The following is a 17,097-nucleotide window of genomic DNA, read 5'->3' as shown; positions in this document are numbered from 1 at the left end:
AACCGTGGCATCGAACCGCTACTGCCAACACGAAATTGAGCCGGATAAGCAATGAAGCTGGTCAGCTACAACATCCAGTACGGGTTCGGCGGCGACGGCCGCTACGATCTTTCGCGCGCCGCGCGCATCGTTGCCGGCGCCGACATCATTGCGCTTCAAGAGGTGGAGCGGAATTGGCAGCGCAGCAATTTCGATGATCAGCCGGAGCTGCTTTCCCGTCTGCTGCCCGAACATCACTGGGTTTACGGCCCGGCCTTCGACATGGATGCCAGCGAAAGGCGCGACGGCCGTCTGGTCAATCGGCGCCGCCAGTTCGGCACCATGGTGCTGTCGAAACTGCCGATCGTCTGGTCGCGGCTGCATGCGCTGCCGATGCGCCGCACGCAGCGGCCGCTCAACACCCGCAACGCCGCGCTTGAATGCATGATCCGCACGCCGGCAGGGCCGGTGCGGGTGTTGTCGCTGCATCTCGCCCACATCGCGGCCGAGGAGCGGCTGGAGCAGATCGACTATCTCTTGGCCGAGCATCGCCGGGCACCGTCCGATGGCGGGCCGTGGAGCGGCGTCGACGACGAACCCACGCGCAACTGGACAAGCGGCGAAGCGGAACCGGAAAACCCGCTGGCGGCGATCTGGATGGGCGATTTCAACATGGAGCCGGGCAGTGCCGAATATCGCCGCATCGTCGGCAGCACGCCCTACCATCGGGGCGCCGCCTATCTTGACGGTTTCGTCGATGCCGCCGCCATTCCCAGCGAGCCGGCCGCGGATTTCCACACCCATGTGAAGACCATCGACGGCAAGCTGGCAAAGCGCCGGCTCGACCATTGCTTCGTCGGCGGCATGTTCGCCGGGCGGGTGCGTTCGATCAGTGCCGACATCGGCGAGGTTGCCTCGGATCATTTTCCGCTGCGGGTCGACATCGACCTGGAAACGCCGGGCATCGCCACATGACGCTTTTCGTCTTCTTCGCAGTGCTTGCCGCCGCTGCCATGCACGCGATCTGGAATGCGCTGGTCAAGGTTCATCTCGACCGCTTCCTGTCGATTACGCTGATGACATTAGGCATGGGCGCCGCGGCCCTCGTGGTGCTGCCTTTCGTCGAAGTGCCGAAGGCAGAGGTGTGGCCCTACATCATCGCCTCCGTCATTTTCCACATGGGCTACCGGACCTTCTTGATCGGCGCCTACAAGGCCGGCGATTTCGCACAGACCTATCCGCTGGCGCGGGGCACAGCACCTCTGCTCTCGGCCTTTGGAGGCATGTTCGTCGTCGCCGAGATTCCCGGCCCGTTCGCCATGCTCGGTATCTTCCTGTTGTCGGCCGGCACGCTGGTGATGTCGTTTCGTGGCGGCGCGCATCTGGAAAAGCTCAATCTGCGCGCGGTCGGTTTTGCGCTGGGCACTTCCATCTTCATTGCCAGCTACACGCTGTCGGACGGCAGCGGCGCGCGGCTGGCGGCAACCGCGCAGAGCTATGCCGCCTGGCTGTTCATCTGCGATGCTTTTGGCGCGTTGGTGCTGTGCCTCATCTTCCGCGGGCCGAAGGCGCTGCCGGTGCTGGCGCGCGACTGGAAGGCAGGGCTGTTCACGGGCGTGCTCAGCGGCGCCGCCTACTGGATCGTCATGTGGGCGATGACCAAGGCGCCGATCGCTTCGGTGGCATCGCTGCGCGAAACCTCGATCCTGTTTGCCATGATGATCTCAGTCTTCGCTCTCGGCGAAAAAATGACCGGCTGGCGCGGTGCCGCCGCGCTCAGCATCGTGGCCGGCGTCGTCGCACTGAGGCTTGGTTAGGCGCCGCTCAGGTCAGGACCGTCATCACCTGGCCACGTCGTTCCGGGCTGAAGCGGATGAAGACGATGATGCAGACGGCGACCACGCCTGCGAACAGCGCCAGAGCATAGCCATAGCTGCCTCCGGCGCTTTCAGCGATTCCTGCTTGATAGGGGCCGCCATAGGACGCGGCGAGATTGCCCGCCTGATAGATAAAGCCGGGCAAGGTCGCCCGCACCGCGCCGGGCGAAAGCTCGTTGAGGTGCACGGGGATGACGCCCCAGGCACCCTGGACCGCGACCTGCATGACGAAGGCGCCGATGGCGAGCATGAACGGCGTGGTCGAGTAGGCCCATAGCGGGATGGACGGCAAGGCGATCAGGCATGCCAGCGTGATGGCGTTGACGCGGCCGATCTTCTCCGACAGCGCGCCGAATGCCAGGCCACCGACGATGGCGCCGATATTGGCAACGATGGTGATCCAGCTCACTGTGTGCGGATCAAAGCCATGCTGCTTCTTCAGGAAGGTCGGATAAAGATCCTGCGTGCCATGGCTGAAGAAATTGAAGAACATCATCAGCACGACGGCATAGAGCGCGACGCCCCAGTGTTTCTGCAGGGTTTCCCACATGCCCGGTCTCGCGGTCTTCTGCGCTTCGACGAAGGCCGGCGATTCCGGCACATGCGAGCGGATGAAGAGCACGATCAGCGCCGGCACGAAGCTGAGCAGGAACATGGCACGCCAGCCGATCGTGTAGCCGCCGATCGTCTGCTGATAGAGCAGACCATAGACCACCGCCGCCAGCAGGTAGCCGGCCGGATAGCCGCATTGCAGGATGCCGGAGACCATGCCGCGTGCGCTCGGCGGAATGGACTCCATGGCCAGCGAACTGCCAAGCCCCCATTCGCCGCCCATGGCGATGCCGAACAAAGCACGCAGGGCGAGGAACATGCCGAGATTGGGCGAGAAGGCGGCCAGCGCGCCAATCACCGAATAGCTGACGATGTTGAGCATGAGGATCGGCTTGCGCCCGTATTTGTCGGCAAGCATGCCGAAGAAGAACGCGCCGATGAAGCGTGTCGCCAAGGTCAGGAACAGCGCCTTGGAGACCGCGGGCACGTCGGCGTGGAATTCGGTCGCGATATCGGTGAGCAGGAATGTCAGAAGGAAGAAATCGAAAGCATCGAGCGTCCAGCCCAGGAATGAGGCAAGGACGGTCTTCTTCTGCTGCGAATTAAGGGGCAAATCTTCCTCCATCATCATCGATGGGGGGAATTATCGGCCAGTTCAGGGAAGACCGGTGGTCACGTTTTCGCGTGGCTCATTTGATCGAACGCCCGCAGGAATGGCGGAAGGTGCGATGAGACCGACCGGTGCCATCTGTCGATGAACTCGATCGTGGCTTGAGGGTAGGTTTAGATTTCGAGATCAAACACCAGCAGTCCGTCCGTGCCGCCTTCCAGGGCAGCGACCAGGCGCGCGCCGGCGCGCTGGTGCGCTTCATGCACAAGATAGGCATCGCGCGCGGCAGCATCGCGGAAATCGATGGTGAAGCCGTGGGTGAAGCCGCGTGCGAACGGCTCCGGGCTGACATTGGCGCTGAATTTTACTGCGTCCATGCCGTCGATCACCTGTCGCAGCGCCTCGAGATCGGCATGGATCGCCGTGCGCTCGGTGGCGTCGACATCGTTGCGCAGCTTGACGAAAACACAGTGCCTGATCATGTCTTACTCCTCAGTGGCTAAGCAGCCCGGTTTCCGGAAAACACCGCCGGCGGCAGCGGCTCGCGGCCAAGGACCAGGTCGGCGCCCTTTTCACCGACCATGATGGTCGGCGCATTGGTGTTGGATGAAGGCACGCGCGGCATCACCGAGGCGTCGCAGACGCGCAGGCCCTCGATGCCGCGCAGCCGCAGATCCGGCGTCACGACAGCCATATCATCATGGCCCATGCGGCAGGTGCCGACCGGATGGTGGTCGGTCTTGGAACTGCGGCAGGCATAGTCGAACAGCTCGTCGTCGCTGGCGAGTGACGGGCCGGGCAGCACCTCGCGCAGCACGTAAGGGGCAAGCGCCTTCTGCCGCATGATCTCGCGGGCCAGCCGCAGCCCCTTGATCGACATGGCGCGGTCATAGGGATCGGACCAATAGTTCGGATCGATCAGCGGGTGGTCGGCCGGGTCGGCACTCTTCAGCCGCACCGTGCCGCGCGAACGCGGACGCAGGAAAGCCGAGTTCAGGGTGACGCCAGGGTTTTTCAGCTTCTCGACGCCGGCTTCGATGCCGGAACCCAAGCCGAGATGAAACTGGATGTCGGGCGAGGCGGCGGTCGGGTCGGCGTACCAGAAGCCGCCGGTCTCGAACAGGCTGGAGGCCACCGGCCCTTTCTTCAGCAGCAGATACTGCAGGCCGGCCCAGGCCGTGCGGTGCAGCTTGGCGTAGTTGTCATAGGTGTGATCGCCCGTACATTCGGCGATGACGAACAGATCAAGATGGTCCTGCATGTTGGAGCCGACGCCGGGCAGGTCGTGCACCGGCGTGACGCCGACCGACTTCAGATGGTCGGCGGGGCCGATGCCCGACTGCATCAAGAGTTTCGGCGAGCCGATGGCGCCGGACGAGACGATCACCTCGCGCTCGGCGCGCAGGATTTTCTTCTCGCCGCCCGGTCTGTCGACAATTTCGACGCCGATGGCGCGGCCCTTCTGGACGACGATGCGCGTCACCAGCACATCGGTTCGGACGGTCAGGTTCTTGCGGGCGCGGATCGGCCTCAAATAGGCGACTGAAGCGGACGAGCGCCGGGCATCCTTCTGGGTCAGCTGGTAATAGCCGACGCCTTCTTGGGCAGCGCCGTTGAAGTCCGGGTTGAAGGGGATGCCCATCTGCTGCCCGGCACGGAAATAGGCCTCGCAGATCGGCAGCGGCGCAATCGGGTTCGAGACGCCGAGCGGGCCCTGGTCACCGTGAAAATCGTTGGCGTAGCGCTGGTTGTTCTCAGCGCGCTTGAAATAGGGCAATACATCGCGATAGCCCCAGCCGGCGAGGCCTTCTTCCTTCTCCCAGTCGTCGTAGTCGCGGGCGTTGCCGCGCGTGTAGATCTGGGCATTGATGGACGAGCCGCCGCCGACCACCTTAGCCTGCGTGTACCAGAAGACGCGGTCCTTCATATGACTCTGCGGCACGGTCGACCAGCCCCAGGAAGCAATACCCTTGGTCATCTTGGCAAAGCCGGCAGGCATGTGGATATAGGGATGCCAGTCCTTGCCGCCGGCTTCCAGCAGCAGGACCGAATTTGCCGGATCCTCGCTCAATCGGTTGGCCAGAACGCAGCCGGCCGGACCGGCGCCCACGATGATGTAGTCGGTCATGACACTGTCCACTTATAGTCGCGGCACGGAGAGGGCGCCATCGACATTGATGATCGAGCCGGTCGAAAAGCCGAGCCTGCCGCCGGCGAGCGTCGCCACCACCGCACCGATGTCCGATGCTTCGCCCCAGCGTTTGGCCGGCACCAGTCCACTGTCGATGAGGGCATCGTATTTGGCGGTCACGCCTGAAGTCATGTCGGTGCGGATGATGCCGGGCCGCACCTCGAACACGCCGATGTTTTCGGGCGCCAACCGCAGCGCCAGGTTCTTCACCCACATCGAAAGCCCGGCTTTCGAGATGCAGTAATCCGGTCGCTCCGACGATGCCATTTCGGCGCTGACCGAGGTGATGGTGATGATCGACCTCTGGTGATCGCCTGGCGCAGCCAGCATCGCCTTGGCGACGGCCTGGCTGAGGAAGACGGTGCCGCGCAGATTGATGCCCAGCGTGCGGTCGAAATTCTCCGGCTTGAGGTCCAAGAGGTCACCGCGCACCACGGCGCCGATGCCGGCATTGTTGACCAGGCAGTCGATACGGCCGAAGGCGCGCATCGCGGCATCGACAAGTGCGGTGTGGCTGGCGAGATCGGCGATGTCGCAACGGACATAGGCGAACTTCGCGCCACGCTTGGTGATGTCGGTGGCAAGTCCATCAGCGGCTGTTTCGGCAAGATCTGCGATCAGAATATCGAAGCCGACATCCGCCAACGCCTGGGCGCAGGCAAGGCCGATGCCGCGCGCGCCGCCGGTGACGATGGCGGAGGGGCGGGTCATGCGGCGAGGTCCGTCTTGCGGATGTGGTCCGCGACGCGGAGCGCCTGCGCGGCGATCGACAATGCCGGATTGACCGCCGCCGAGTTCGGAAGGAAACTACCATCGACAACGAACAGGTTCCGGTGATCGAATGAGCGGCAGAACGGATCGAGCGCCGCCGTCGCCGGATCGTCGCCCATCTTTATCGTGCCGCATTGGTGCGACGGCGTGCGCTTGTCGAAGGGGCGCGAGAGAACGATGGGATAACCGCAGGCGCGGAAATTCTCGCGCATCACCTTGGTCAGCCCGTCGAGCGACTGCATGTTGGAGCGCCGCCATTGCATGACGATGTCCTTGCCGTCGACCATGATGCGGCTTTCCGGATCGGGCAAATCCTCGCACATCAGGTACCAGTCGACGGCATGGCCGGCCATGAAATCGAGCGCGAATTTCGGTGTATACTTGACGTTGGCCTGCAGCATGTTGCCGTCGATCTTGCCGAGAAGCTGGACGTTGCCGAGCGGCTTGCCGCCCTTGCCGTCGGACAGGTAATAGTCGTTCAGCATCAAAGTCTTCTGGTAGACGGCATCGTTGCGGCGGCGCGGGTCGATCGCCAGCATGGCGCTTGAATTGTGGTTCATGAAATTGCGGCCGACCTGGTCGGAGCGGTTGGCTAGGCCTTTGCCATCTCCCTTGCTGTTGTTGGGCGAGGGCGAGCGCAGCAGGATGACGGCGGAATTGACCGCGCCGGCGGAGAGGATGACCAGCTTCGGCGACACCTTCTTCAGTTCGCCGTTCTGGCGATAGTGAATCGCGGCGATGGTTTTGCCATTCGCCGAGGCTTCGAGATATTCAACATAGGCGCCAGTCTCGAGCCGAATGTTCTGGTCGGTCAGCGCCGCCGTCAGCGGTCCGGTCTGCGCATCGACCTTGCCCTGACCGGTGTTGGGAAACGCGTCCCAGCCGGTCTTGCCCTCCTTCAGCCAGGTTTCGATGTCGACACCGAGCGGCAGCGAGGCGGGATGCAGGCCGAGCCCCTTAAGTTCGGCGCGGGCGCGGGCAATCGGTGCCTCGTCGGGCACCGGCTTATAGGCGTAGGGGACCGAATGGAACGGCTCGGTCGGATCTTCGCCCAGCGTGCCGCGCACGCGAAACAGCTGTTCGGCTTTCGAATACCAGGGCTCGAACTCGTCATAGGAAAACGGCCAGGCCGGCGAGACGCCGCCGAAATGCTCCATGGCGGCAAAATCCTCTTTGCGGTAGCGGATCAGCACCGCGCCGTAGAATTTCGAATTGCCGCCGACATAGTAGTAATTTCCCGGATTGAAGGCGGCACCGCCGGCTTCGCGCCACATCTCCTTCGGCCGATAATGGCCATCGACGAAGATCGAGCGCGTGTCACGTGTGTGCGGCGTCGCCGGCAAAGGCTCGCCGCGCTCCAGCATCAGGATCGAGGCGCCGCTGCCGGCAAGGCCGGAGGCGATCGTGGCGCCGCCAATGCCGGAGCCGATGATGACGATGTCCGGATTTGTCATGGCCTAAATCGCGTCCCGACGCGTTTTAGTTTCTTGTTTTGATGCATGTCGTTGCCCCAAAACCGGATCCACTTTTGGGCGACATACATTAGCGAATACGGGTCTCGGTCGCCGGATCGAAGAACACCGCCTTGGTCAGGTTGAAGGCGAGCGGCGTGTTGGTGCCCGGCTGGATGTTGGCATCGGCGCGCAGCCGCGCCACCACGCCCTTGCCGCCGAGATTGGTGACGGCGAAGGTATCCGAGCCGGCCGGTTCGACGACCTCGATGTGACAGTCGGCGGTTGCGATGTGCGAGGCGTTGCGCTCGGCACCTTCCGGATCGGTCAGGGCTTCGGGGCGGACACCGAAGATAATCGGCTTGCCCTGGAATGCCGACAGGCCCGCCGGCGCATTCGCCATCGGCAGCGAGATCGGCTCGCGCGCCTCGCGCTGCAGCACGACCGACAGCGCATTGCCTGACGTGCCGATGGTCGCCGGGATCAGGTTCATCGCCGGCGAGCCCATGAAATCGGCGACGAAGAGATTGCTCGGGTTGTTGTAGATCTCGGCCGGGGTGCCGAACTGCTGCACCTCGCCATCGCGCATGACAGCGATCTTGGTGGCCAGCGTCATCGCCTCGATCTGGTCGTGGGTGACGTAGACGATTGTTGTGCCGGTGGTGGCGTGCAGACGCTTGATCTCGATGCGCATGTCGACGCGCAGCTTGGCGTCGAGGTTGGACAGCGGCTCGTCGAACAGGAACAGTTTTGGGTCGCGCACCAGCGCCCGGCCCATGGCGACGCGCTGGCGCTGACCGCCCGAAAGCTGGCTCGGCTTGCGCTGCAGCAGATGACCGATCTGCAGCACCTTCGCCACCTTGTCGATGGCCTTCTGGCGCTCCGCCGCCGGCACGCCGCGCATCTCCATGCCGAAGGAGATGTTTCCGGCCACCGTCATGTTCGGGTAGAGCGCATAGCTCTGGAACACCATGGCGATGTCGCGCTTGGAGGGGTGCAGATCGTTGATGGTGCGGCCGTCGACACGGATTTCGCCAGACGTGATCGTCTCCAGGCCGGCGATGGTGTTGAGCAAGGTCGACTTGCCGCAGCCGGAAGGGCCGACCAGCACCAGGAAGCCGCCTTTCTCGAGTTCGACATCGATCCCTTTGAGGATCTCGACCTGGCCGAAGCGCTTTCTCAGACCATCAATTTCCAGAAAAGCCATCAGATCATCCTTTGACGGCGCCAGCCATGAGACCACGCACGAAGTAGCGGCCGGCGAGCACATAGACGAGAAGGGTGGGCAGTGCCGCGATCATCGCGGCGGCCATGTTGACGTTGTATTCGACGACGCCGGTCGAGGTGTTGACGACGTTGTTGAGCGCCACCGTCATCGGCATCGCGTCGCCGGTGCCGGCGTAAGCCGAGGCGAACAGGAAGTCGTTCCAGATGTTGGTGAACTGGTAGATCACCGTGACGACGAAGATAGGCATTGAATTCGGCAGCATGATGCGCCGGAAGATCTGGAAGAAGGAGGCGCCGTCGACCTGTGCCGCCTTGACCAGTTCGGTCGGGAACGCCTCATAGTAGTTGCGGAAGAACAGCGTGGTGAAGCCGATGCCGTAGACGACGTGGACGAAGACGAGGTTGACCGTCGGGTTGCCGAGGCCAAAGCTGGTTCCCGTTGCATTCTGCAGCGTGACGCCGAAGCGGCCGAGACTGCCGAGGATGGTCGCCATCGGCAGCAGCACCGACTGGAACGGGATGAAGCAGGCGAACAGCATCAGCCCGAACACCAGCGTTGCCCCGCGAAAACGCCACTTGGTCAGCACGTAGCCGTTGAGCGCGCCGAGCATCGTCGAGATCAGGACGGCCGGGACCACCATCTTGATAGAGTTCCAGAAATAGCCCTTGATGCCGGCGCAGGTGAGGCCGACGCAGGTCTCGCCCCAAGCCTTCAGCCACGGATCGAAGGTCGGCGCCCTGGGCAGCGCCAGCATGTTGCCGTTCTGGATCTCGTCCATGGTCTTGAACGAGGTCACCAGCATGACGAACAGCGGCATCAGATAAAATAGCGCAAACAGCGCCAGCAGCCCGTAGATGACGATGCGGTTGATAACCTTGACGTTGACGCCGCCGGAGGCTTGGCGGGCGGGAGTGGTGACGGCGCTCATCGCGGCTTCTCCTGCAGTTCCGAATAGAGATAGGGCACGATGATGGCGACGATGGTCATCAGCATGATCACGGCGCTGGCCGAGCCGACGGCCATTTCGTTGCGCTTGAACGTGTACTCATACATGAAGTTGGATGGCAGCCAGGCCGAGCCGCCGGGGCCGCCGCTGGTCAGCGCCACGACCAGATCGTAGGACTTGATGGCGAGGTGCGCGAGCACGATGAAGGCCGACAGGAAGATCGGCCGCAGCAGCGGGATGACGATGCGGCGGTAGAGCTGGAAGGTGGTGGCGCCGTCGATCTGCGCCGCCTTCATGATCTCGCCGTCGATGCCGCGCAGGCCGGCCAGGAACATCGCCATGATGAAGCCGGAGGCCTGCCAGACGCCGGCAATGACCACGGTGTAGATGACGAAATCCTTGTTCTTGATCCAGTCGAAATGGAAGCTCGTCCAGCCCCATTGATGCAAGGTCTGCTCGAGGCCGAGGCCGGGATCGAGGAACCATTTCCAGGCGACGCCGGTGACGATGAAGGACAGCGCCATCGGGTAGAGATAGATCGGCCTCAACACGCCTTCGCCGCGGATCTTCTGGTCGAGCAGGATGGCCAGGAACAGGCCGAGCGCCAGGCAGATGAAGATGTAGAGAAAGCCGAAGATACCCATATTGGTGATCGACGTGTACCAGCTCGAGGGCGGGTCGGTGTCGAAGGTCCAGCCCCACAGTCGCTGATAGGCGCGCGAGCCGGTTAGGACATAGGATGGGAAGGTCTTGGAATTGGTGAAGGACAAATAGATCGTCCACAGGATGAAGCCGTAGACGAAGACGATGGTGATGGCAAAGCTGGGCGCCAGCACGATCTTCGGCAATGCGTCCTGCAGGCGTGAGCGCACCGAGGCGCGTGGCCGCGCATGCTCCGGCGTCAGCTTGATCTGGCTTGTCGCTACCGTGCTCATGGGCTCCTCCCGTCGACTCGCGGCCAACCAGCTTCGCGGATCTAAGTTCGCGGATCTGGGCCTTCCCCGCCGGAGCGGGGAAGGCGTTTTTGGCGCGTGGCGCTTACTTGGCGTCGTCGATCGCCTTGACCAGCTCGGTCACGGCCTCGTCCGAGGTCTTGATCTGCCCATGGACGAATTTGGAGACGACGTCCTTGTAGGCATTGGCGACCGCCGGGGGCGCGCCATAGCCCTGGGCGAGCGAGCCGAACAGCGTGCCGCCTTCGTTGGCTGCCTTCAGGTCGGCGATGCCCTTCTTGCCGCACGCGTCGAAGTCGGTGTCCGGAACGTCGGTACGGGCCGGAACCGAACCCTTGACGACGTTGAAGGCCGACTGGAAGCTCTTCGACAGGGTGGCGGTGGCCAGCGCGACCTGGGCGGCCTTGCGGTCGTCCGGAACGTTGAACATGCCGAACATGTCGGAGTTGTAGATCACTGAGCCGTCGGTGCCCGGGAAGCGATAGCACAGGAAGTCGGTGCCCGGCGTTTTCTTGGCGGCGTTGAACTCGCCCTTGGCCCAGTCGCCCATGACCTGCACAAGGGCATCGCCCTTGATGACCATGGCGGTGGCAAGGTTCCAGTCGCGGCCGGAGAAGTTGGGGTCGACAAAGGTGACGAGCTTGGCCAAATTGTCGAACGACTTCTTCATCGTGTCGGACTTCAGGGACTCGTCATCGAGGTCGTTGAAGGCCTTCTTGTAGAACTCGGGTCCGCCGGTCGACAGCACGACGGAGTCAAACATGGTGGCTTCCTGCCAGTTCTGGCCGCCGAGAGCGAGCGGGATCACGCCTGCCGCCTTGGCCTTGTCGAGCAGTGCAACGAAGTCGTCGAAGGTCTTCGGCTCGGTGCCGCCGATCTTGTCCAGGACGGCCTTGTTGATCCACAGCCAGTTGACCGAGTGAACGTTGACCGGAGCCGCGACCCACTTGCCCTCATAGACCGAAAACTTCTGCAGGGCTGCCGGAACGGACTTGTCCCAGCCTTCTTTCTTCGCCGTTTCGGTCAGGTCGCCCATGACGCCGGCGGCCGCATAGTCGAGCACGGTGTAGCCGAGCATCTGCGAGGCGGTCGGGTAATTGCCGGCCGCGACCATTGCCTTCAGCGCGGTCATGGCGGCATCGCCGCCACCGCCGGCCACCGGCACGTCCTTCCAGGCATAGCCTTCCTTGGCCAGGTCGCCCTTGAGGACGTTGAGAGCAGCCGCTTCGCCACCCGACGTCCACCAATGCAGCATCTGGACTTCCTTGACGTCCTCGGCGTGGGCTGTGAAAGCCAGGCCCGACGCGAGAGCCGTTCCGATAAGCAGTTTGCGCAACATGTACTTCCTCCCTTGTTGCATTACACGACCGGTGAAGCCCACCGGGTTCTTCTCAACTCAGCCGACCCACCACCCGGTGCGCTGGCCGCGATGAAACTGGATTGTCTTTTCCTCGGTATAGTCCTCGACGGCGCGTTTGCCGAGTTCGCGTCCGAGACCGGACTGCTTGTAGCCTCCGAAAGGCAGCTCGGGATAACCTTCCATGAACGTGTTCACCCAAACGGTTCCCGAACGCACCCCACGCGCCACCGACATGCAGGTGTCGATGCTGGCGCTCCACACGCCCGCCGACAAACCATAAGGCGTGTCGTTGGCGATGTGCAACGCCTTTTCAATCGATTCAAATGTCAGCACCGAGAGCACCGGGCCGAACACTTCTTCGCGGGCGATGGCCATATCCTCGGTGACGCCGCGAATGATGGTGGGATCGAGATATTGGCCGACATTGGAGGCCAATTGCTTGCCTCCGCTGTAAACCTGGCTGCCGTCGCCTTCAGCGGCAGAAACATAGCCGGCCACCTTCTTCAGATGGTCGGACGAGATCATCGCGCCCACCTTGGTTTGGTCATCGAGCGGATCGCCGACCGTAACCCTGGCGGTAAGCGCCTTGACGGCGCTGAGAAAATCGTCGGCGATCGCCTCGTGCACGATCAGCCGGCTGCCGGCATTGCAGCACTCGCCGGCATTGAAGAAGCCGCCGAACACCGCCGCATCGGCGGCCGCTTCGAGGTCGGCGTCCGGGAAGACGACCTGACCGTTCTTGCCGCCGAGCTCCATCGAAACTTTCTTCAGCGATAGCGCGGCGGACGCCATGGTCATCTTGCCGACGCGGGTCGAGCCGGTGAACGAGACCATCTCGACCAGGGGATGGCTGACCATCGGCGCGCCGACGTCGGCGCCAAGCCCGGCCAGGATGTTGACGACGCCGGCGGGGAGGCCGGCCTGCAGCAGGATATCGCCGAGCACAAAGGTCGAGGCCGAGGTCATTTCGCTCGGCTTGACCACCGCCGTGCAGCCGGCGGCGAGCGCGAAGGGCAGTTTCTGGCTGACGATCAGGAACGGGAAATTCCACGGCGTGATGATCGAGACGACGCCGATCGGCTCGCGCAGCACGACGCCCAGCATGGCATCGCCGAGATTGGCATAGCTTTCGCCGTGCAGCGTGCGGGCGAGCGAGGCGGCGTAGCGCCAGATGTCGACGGCGCCGCCAATCTCACCGCGCGCCTGGGCGATCGGCTTGCCGGATTCCAGTGTATCGAGCCGGGCGATCTCTTCCAGCCGGCCCTCGATCAGGTCAGCCGCCTTGAGCAGGATCGCGGCACGCTCAGCTGCCTTCATGCGCGGCCATGGACCGGTCTCGAACGCCTTGTGGGCGGCCTGCACAGCGGCTTCCACTTCGGCCGCGCCGGCCTGCGCGTAGTGCGAGACGGTGAAGCCGTGGCCGGGGCTATTTCGAGCAATCGTGCGGCCGTCGCGGGCATCGACATGCTTGCCGTCGATCAGCAGTCTGTACGCTTTCGGTGCCGCAGCCGCCTCGGCCGGCATGGCGATCTTGAGGGGGGCGTTCATCTGTTTTCCTCTAGGATCTCGAAAAGGCCGGCTTCTGCTTGGCCTTGAAGGCATCGACGCCGGCCTTGAGATCTCCGGTCAGGGCGATGAAGCCGCTGGCCAGCGCTTCGGTGGCGGCGGCACTTTCCTCGCCTTCGGCGACCGCGATCATCAGCTTGGCGGCTTCGGTCGCCAGCGGGCCGCGCTCGGCGATCTTTTCCGCCCACGCCCTTGCTTCGTCGTATGCCTTGCCAGTCGCGACCACCCGGTCGACGATGCCCAGAGCGAGTGCCTCGGGGGCGAGAAAGATCTCGCCGCCGAGCGCCATGCGGCGCACCGTCTGCGCGCCGAAGCGGCGCACGGCGCGCTGCGTGCCTGACCAGCCGGGCACGACACCGATCGAAGTTTCAGGGAAGCCCAGTTTCACCTGTGTTTCCGCCACGCGAAAATCACAAGCCACAGCCAGTTCCAGCCCGCCGCCCAGTGCATGGCCCGACAAAACGGCGATGGTCGGCTGCCTGAGCCGCGCCAGCCGGTCGAAGACGCGGTGGCCGTAGCGTACCCATTGCACCTGGAAATCGGCGGCACTCATCCGCGCCCAGGCTTCAACATCGCCACCGGCGCAAAATCCCTTGCCTTTGCCGCGTATGCCTTCGCCGCGTAGCAGCACGACGCGGACGCCCTCGGCCATCTCGGCCGCGTCGAGCGCGGTCTCCAGCGCGCGCAGCATCGGAATGTCCAGTGCGTTGAATTTCTCCGGCCGGCGCAGCGTGACGATGCCGAGGGCGCCATCCTGTTCGAAGGTGACGAGAGGCTCAGCCATGCGCGCCTCCGAGCGAGGCGCCGCCATTCAGTGACAGGCCTATCGGTTGCTCCTGATAGAGGGCTGCCGGTGTCGTCTTGAGGTCCTTGGCAACGCCCAACGGGATTTCCGACTGCGCCAGCACATCGCGCTGTAGATCGATGCCGGGTGCGAGTTCTGTGACGACCAGGCCCTCCGGCGTGAGCCTCATCACGCAGCGCTCGGTGACATAGGTGATGTCCTGCCCCTGCGCGACCGCGCGCTTCCCCGAAAACGAGATGTGCTCGACCTCGTTGACCACCTTCTTGACCTTGCCCTCCTGCTCGATGCGGATACCGCCATCGGCCAGAGACAGCTTGGCGCCGGCGTTGAAGAAGCCGGAGAAGACGATCTTCCTCGCCCGTGCGGTGATGTCGACAAAGCCGCCGGCGCCGGCGGTGACATGCGGGCGCGCCGAAAGCTTCGAGACATTGACCGAGCCATGGCGATCGATCTGCAGGAAGGACAGCAGCGAAGCGTCGAAGCCGCCGGCCTGGAAATAGATGAACTGGTGCGGCGAGGGCATGAAGGCGTCGGCGTTCGACGAACAGCCGAATTTGAAGTCGAGCAGCGGCACGCCGCCGACCGCGCCCTGTTCGATCACCCAGGTAATCTTGCCGTGCTGTCCTTCCTCGAGAAGGATGCGAGGGACATTGGCGGAAATGCCGAAGCCGATGTTGACGGCCATGCCGTCGCGCAACTCCATGGCGACGCGGCGCGCGATCACTTTCTGGACGTTCATCTCCGGCGTGCGGAAGCTCGACAGCGGCCGGAAGATTTCTCCGGAGATGGCCGGGTCATAGGGTGTCAGCGTCGTCTGCAACTGGTCGGGCGCGACGACGATATGGTCGACCAGGACGCCCGGCACGCGCACGTCATGCGGTTTCAGCGTACCGTTTTCAACGACACGCTTGACCTGCGCGATGACGATGCCGCCATTGTTGCGAGCGGCGAGCGCCTGTTCGAGGCCGCCGAGATAGGCGCCCTCATGCTCGTAGGTGAGGTTGCCGCGCTCGTCGGCTGACGTGGCGCGGATGATCGAGACCTGCGGCACGATGGAGCGGAAATAGAGCCATTCCTCGCCGTCGAACTGCTGCACCGAAACGATCGGCTCGCTGGCGGCGGCGTTCATGGCGCAGCCCTGGTGGCGCGGGTCGGCGAAGGTGTCGAGACCGACCTTGGTCAGCACGCCCGGCCGCTTGGCGGCCGCTTCGCGGTGCATGTCGAACAGGATGCCGGACGGCACGTTGTAGGCGGCGACCGAATTGTCGCCGATCATCTTCCAGATCTGCGGCGGTTCGGAAGAGGAGGGGCCGGACGGGTAGGAGCCGCACAAAGTACGCTTCAGCAGGCCGGGCTTGGCCAGATGGTCGATGCCTTTGATGCCGTACATGTCGCCGGCGGCGATCGGGTGAAGTGTGGTGATATTTTTTGGGTGGCCTTCCCCATCGAAGCGTTCGCCGATCGCGGCAAGCACCGCGTCCGGACAGCCGAGACCGCTCGACGACGACACGGATACGACCATGCCGTCCTTGATCAGGCCCGCTGCCTGCGCTGCCGAAACGACCTTGCTCAATTCATGCTCCCCGAACCGGCCGTCCTGTTTCGGGTGCGGCGATCCGGGCCACAGCTTTCCCTGACGACCAGATTGACCGCGCCGATATGGTCCTCGGCCCGCGTGGTGCGCGACTGGATCATTTTCAGCATGACATGGGCGGCGCGTTCGCCGAGGCCGGCCGAGTCCACCGCGACGCTGGTCAGCGCCGGCATGTAATGCTCGGCCTCGGCCACGTCGTCGAAACCGACGATGGCGAAATCAGTTCCCGGCTCAAGCCTACGCTTGCGCAGCGCCAGCATGGCGCCAAAGGCGACAGCGTCGTTGAAGCAGAGCGCCGCGGTCGGCGGCTCAGCCATAGCGAGAGCGGTTTCCAGGCACGCTATACCACCTCTGCGGCTGGTCTCGCCCTCGACGACCAGTGCGTCGCGGGCGGCGATGCCCTGCGTCTCGCAGGCTTCGCGAAATCCGCCAAGCCGCTCGTGATAGACCACCAGGTCGGACGAGCCGCCGAAGAAGACCAGCCGGCGATGTCCCTTGCCGATCAGATGCGCGGTGGCGAGATAGGCGCCGCGATGATTGTCGGGCGCGATGACCGGGATGCGGCTCTCGGGAAGCCGGCGCATGGCGAAGACAACCGGCAGACCCGCCGTCTCGATCCTACGGAAGGCGCCCGGCGTCGTGCCGCGAGCCGGCGACACGATGAGACCGGCGACGCCTTGCTCCATCAACGACTTCAGCACTTCTTCCTGGCGCACCGGATTTTCCGCCGTGTTGGCGATGAACGGCACGATACCGGCCGACTGAAAGACGCGTTCCATGCCGACCGCCAGTTCGGCGAAGAAAGGATTGGTCAGATCGTTGATGACCATGCCGATGACGTTGGAGTGCGCCTTGCGCAGATTGGCGGCGCCGCGGTTGTAGACGTAACCGACATCCTCGATCGCCTTGCGCACCTTGCTCGCTGTTTCGGGCCGGATCAGTCCGCTGCCCTGGAGCACGAGCGATACCGTCGATTTGGACACGCCTGCTTCGCGGGCGATGTCGAATATCGTCGCCTTGGCCCGGTTGGCCATCCAGATGCATCCTCCTCGATTGCAGGCCCAAACTATTGGAACGTTCTAATCTCCGCTCCGCTCGTAAGTCAATCGGGATTTTCCCGCGCCTCGAACGCCGATTGTGCGTACTCAAATGGCTTGCTCCACGAGGATTTGTGTTGCAATGCAGCATTCTTCCTGCCGTGGAGCCCGAATCTT

15 protein-coding genes are annotated in these 17,097 nt (G+C 63.5%); 2 read left to right on the top strand and 13 right to left on the bottom strand.

Going from position 1 to position 17,097, the window contains the following annotated elements:
- Positions 1–51: 51 nt before the first annotated feature.
- Together NKH95_RS11095 and NKH95_RS11090 are read left to right on the top strand one after the other, a co-directional pair.
- Positions 52–954 (top strand): endonuclease/exonuclease/phosphatase family protein, encoded by a 903-nt coding sequence (locus NKH95_RS11095; protein WP_352891568.1) that lies wholly within the window; start codon positions 52–54, stop codon positions 952–954.
- Entirely contained in the window at positions 951–1,796 is an 846-nt protein-coding gene (locus tag NKH95_RS11090) for an EamA family transporter (protein ID WP_013529691.1), read from the top strand. Before NKH95_RS11095 ends, NKH95_RS11090 begins: the two co-directional genes overlap by 4 nt.
- Before the next feature lie 7 nt (positions 1,797–1,803).
- Here NKH95_RS11090 and NKH95_RS11085 read toward each other — a convergent pair whose 3' ends face one another.
- From NKH95_RS11085 to NKH95_RS11025, 13 genes are all read right to left on the bottom strand, one after another.
- Positions 1,804–3,039 carry an MFS transporter gene (locus tag NKH95_RS11085; RefSeq protein WP_502895198.1) on the bottom strand — a complete coding sequence of 412 codons (1,236 nt, stop codon included), beginning with the start codon at positions 3,037–3,039 and terminating at the stop codon, positions 1,804–1,806.
- Between the two features lie 152 nt (positions 3,040–3,191).
- Positions 3,192–3,500: a Dabb family protein gene (locus tag NKH95_RS11080; RefSeq protein WP_023810093.1), complete on the bottom strand. Its 309-nt coding sequence runs from the start codon at positions 3,498–3,500 to the stop codon at positions 3,192–3,194.
- Between the two features lie 17 nt (positions 3,501–3,517).
- The gene (locus NKH95_RS11075) at positions 3,518–5,146 is read right to left on the bottom strand and encodes a GMC family oxidoreductase (RefSeq protein WP_023810092.1); all 1,629 of its coding nucleotides are present in this window, start codon (positions 5,144–5,146) and stop codon (positions 3,518–3,520) included.
- A gap of 12 nt (positions 5,147–5,158) precedes the next feature.
- On the bottom strand, positions 5,159–5,920 hold the full coding sequence (locus NKH95_RS11070) for a 3-ketoacyl-ACP reductase (protein WP_128303139.1): 762 nt from the start codon (positions 5,918–5,920) through the stop codon (positions 5,159–5,161).
- Positions 5,917–7,434: a GMC oxidoreductase gene (locus NKH95_RS11065; protein WP_352554236.1), complete on the bottom strand. Its 1,518-nt coding sequence runs from the start codon at positions 7,432–7,434 to the stop codon at positions 5,917–5,919. Before NKH95_RS11065 ends, NKH95_RS11070 begins: the two co-directional genes overlap by 4 nt.
- Before the next feature lie 88 nt (positions 7,435–7,522).
- Complete coding sequence (locus tag NKH95_RS11060) at positions 7,523–8,638, bottom strand: ABC transporter ATP-binding protein (RefSeq protein WP_023810089.1); 1,116 nt, start codon at positions 8,636–8,638, stop codon at positions 7,523–7,525.
- Positions 8,639–8,642: 4 nt separating this feature from the next.
- Positions 8,643–9,587 (bottom strand): carbohydrate ABC transporter permease, encoded by a 945-nt coding sequence (locus NKH95_RS11055; RefSeq protein ID WP_023810088.1) that lies wholly within the window; start codon positions 9,585–9,587, stop codon positions 8,643–8,645.
- Positions 9,584–10,540, bottom strand: coding sequence for a carbohydrate ABC transporter permease (locus NKH95_RS11050; RefSeq protein WP_352891565.1), 957 nt, complete (start codon positions 10,538–10,540; stop codon positions 9,584–9,586). The genes NKH95_RS11055 and NKH95_RS11050 overlap by 4 nt, the downstream gene beginning before the upstream one ends.
- Before the next feature lie 103 nt (positions 10,541–10,643).
- Positions 10,644–11,897 (bottom strand): ABC transporter substrate-binding protein, encoded by a 1,254-nt coding sequence (locus NKH95_RS11045; protein ID WP_352674830.1) that lies wholly within the window; start codon positions 11,895–11,897, stop codon positions 10,644–10,646.
- 57 nt (positions 11,898–11,954) lie between these two features.
- Entirely contained in the window at positions 11,955–13,466 is a 1,512-nt protein-coding gene (locus NKH95_RS11040) for an aldehyde dehydrogenase family protein (RefSeq protein WP_352891564.1), read from the bottom strand.
- A 10-nt stretch (positions 13,467–13,476) separates the two neighbouring features.
- Positions 13,477–14,268: an enoyl-CoA hydratase/isomerase family protein gene (locus NKH95_RS11035; RefSeq protein ID WP_352891562.1), complete on the bottom strand. Its 792-nt coding sequence runs from the start codon at positions 14,266–14,268 to the stop codon at positions 13,477–13,479.
- Positions 14,261–15,862 (bottom strand): acyl CoA:acetate/3-ketoacid CoA transferase, encoded by a 1,602-nt coding sequence (locus tag NKH95_RS11030; protein ID WP_128303132.1) that lies wholly within the window; start codon positions 15,860–15,862, stop codon positions 14,261–14,263. The genes NKH95_RS11035 and NKH95_RS11030 overlap by 8 nt, the downstream gene beginning before the upstream one ends.
- A complete protein-coding gene (locus NKH95_RS11025; protein ID WP_023810081.1) occupies positions 15,859–16,917 on the bottom strand; it encodes a LacI family DNA-binding transcriptional regulator in 1,059 nt (352 codons plus the stop codon). Before NKH95_RS11025 ends, NKH95_RS11030 begins: the two co-directional genes overlap by 4 nt.
- Between the last annotated feature and the right edge of the window lie 180 nt (positions 16,918–17,097).

This window comes from Mesorhizobium sp. M0848, assembly GCF_040319805.1.
GTDB lineage: Bacteria > Pseudomonadota > Alphaproteobacteria > Rhizobiales > Rhizobiaceae > Mesorhizobium.
This window is presented reverse-complemented; position numbering and strand designations above follow the sequence as displayed.

What these genes read in the sequence shown, in the direction of transcription:
- NKH95_RS11095 (WP_352891568.1), top strand. Translation starts at nt 52, where the DNA reads ATGAAGCTGGTCAGCTACAACATCCAGTACGGGTTCGGCGGCGACGGC.
- NKH95_RS11090 (WP_013529691.1), top strand. Translation starts at nt 951, where the DNA reads ATGACGCTTTTCGTCTTCTTCGCAGTGCTTGCCGCCGCTGCCATGCAC.
- NKH95_RS11085 (WP_502895198.1), bottom strand. Translation starts at nt 3,039, where the DNA reads ATGATGATGGAGGAAGATTTGCCCCTTAATTCGCAGCAGAAGAAGACC.
- NKH95_RS11080 (WP_023810093.1), bottom strand. Translation starts at nt 3,500, where the DNA reads ATGATCAGGCACTGTGTTTTCGTCAAGCTGCGCAACGATGTCGACGCC.
- NKH95_RS11075 (WP_023810092.1), bottom strand. Translation starts at nt 5,146, where the DNA reads ATGACCGACTACATCATCGTGGGCGCCGGTCCGGCCGGCTGCGTTCTG.
- NKH95_RS11070 (WP_128303139.1), bottom strand. Translation starts at nt 5,920, where the DNA reads ATGACCCGCCCCTCCGCCATCGTCACCGGCGGCGCGCGCGGCATCGGC.
- NKH95_RS11065 (WP_352554236.1), bottom strand. Translation starts at nt 7,434, where the DNA reads ATGACAAATCCGGACATCGTCATCATCGGCTCCGGCATTGGCGGCGCC.
- NKH95_RS11060 (WP_023810089.1), bottom strand. Translation starts at nt 8,638, where the DNA reads ATGGCTTTTCTGGAAATTGATGGTCTGAGAAAGCGCTTCGGCCAGGTC.
- NKH95_RS11055 (WP_023810088.1), bottom strand. Translation starts at nt 9,587, where the DNA reads ATGAGCGCCGTCACCACTCCCGCCCGCCAAGCCTCCGGCGGCGTCAAC.
- NKH95_RS11050 (WP_352891565.1), bottom strand. Translation starts at nt 10,540, where the DNA reads ATGAGCACGGTAGCGACAAGCCAGATCAAGCTGACGCCGGAGCATGCG.
- NKH95_RS11045 (WP_352674830.1), bottom strand. Translation starts at nt 11,897, where the DNA reads ATGTTGCGCAAACTGCTTATCGGAACGGCTCTCGCGTCGGGCCTGGCT.
- NKH95_RS11040 (WP_352891564.1), bottom strand. Translation starts at nt 13,466, where the DNA reads ATGAACGCCCCCCTCAAGATCGCCATGCCGGCCGAGGCGGCTGCGGCA.
- NKH95_RS11035 (WP_352891562.1), bottom strand. Translation starts at nt 14,268, where the DNA reads ATGGCTGAGCCTCTCGTCACCTTCGAACAGGATGGCGCCCTCGGCATC.
- NKH95_RS11025 (WP_023810081.1), bottom strand. Translation starts at nt 16,917, where the DNA reads ATGGCCAACCGGGCCAAGGCGACGATATTCGACATCGCCCGCGAAGCA.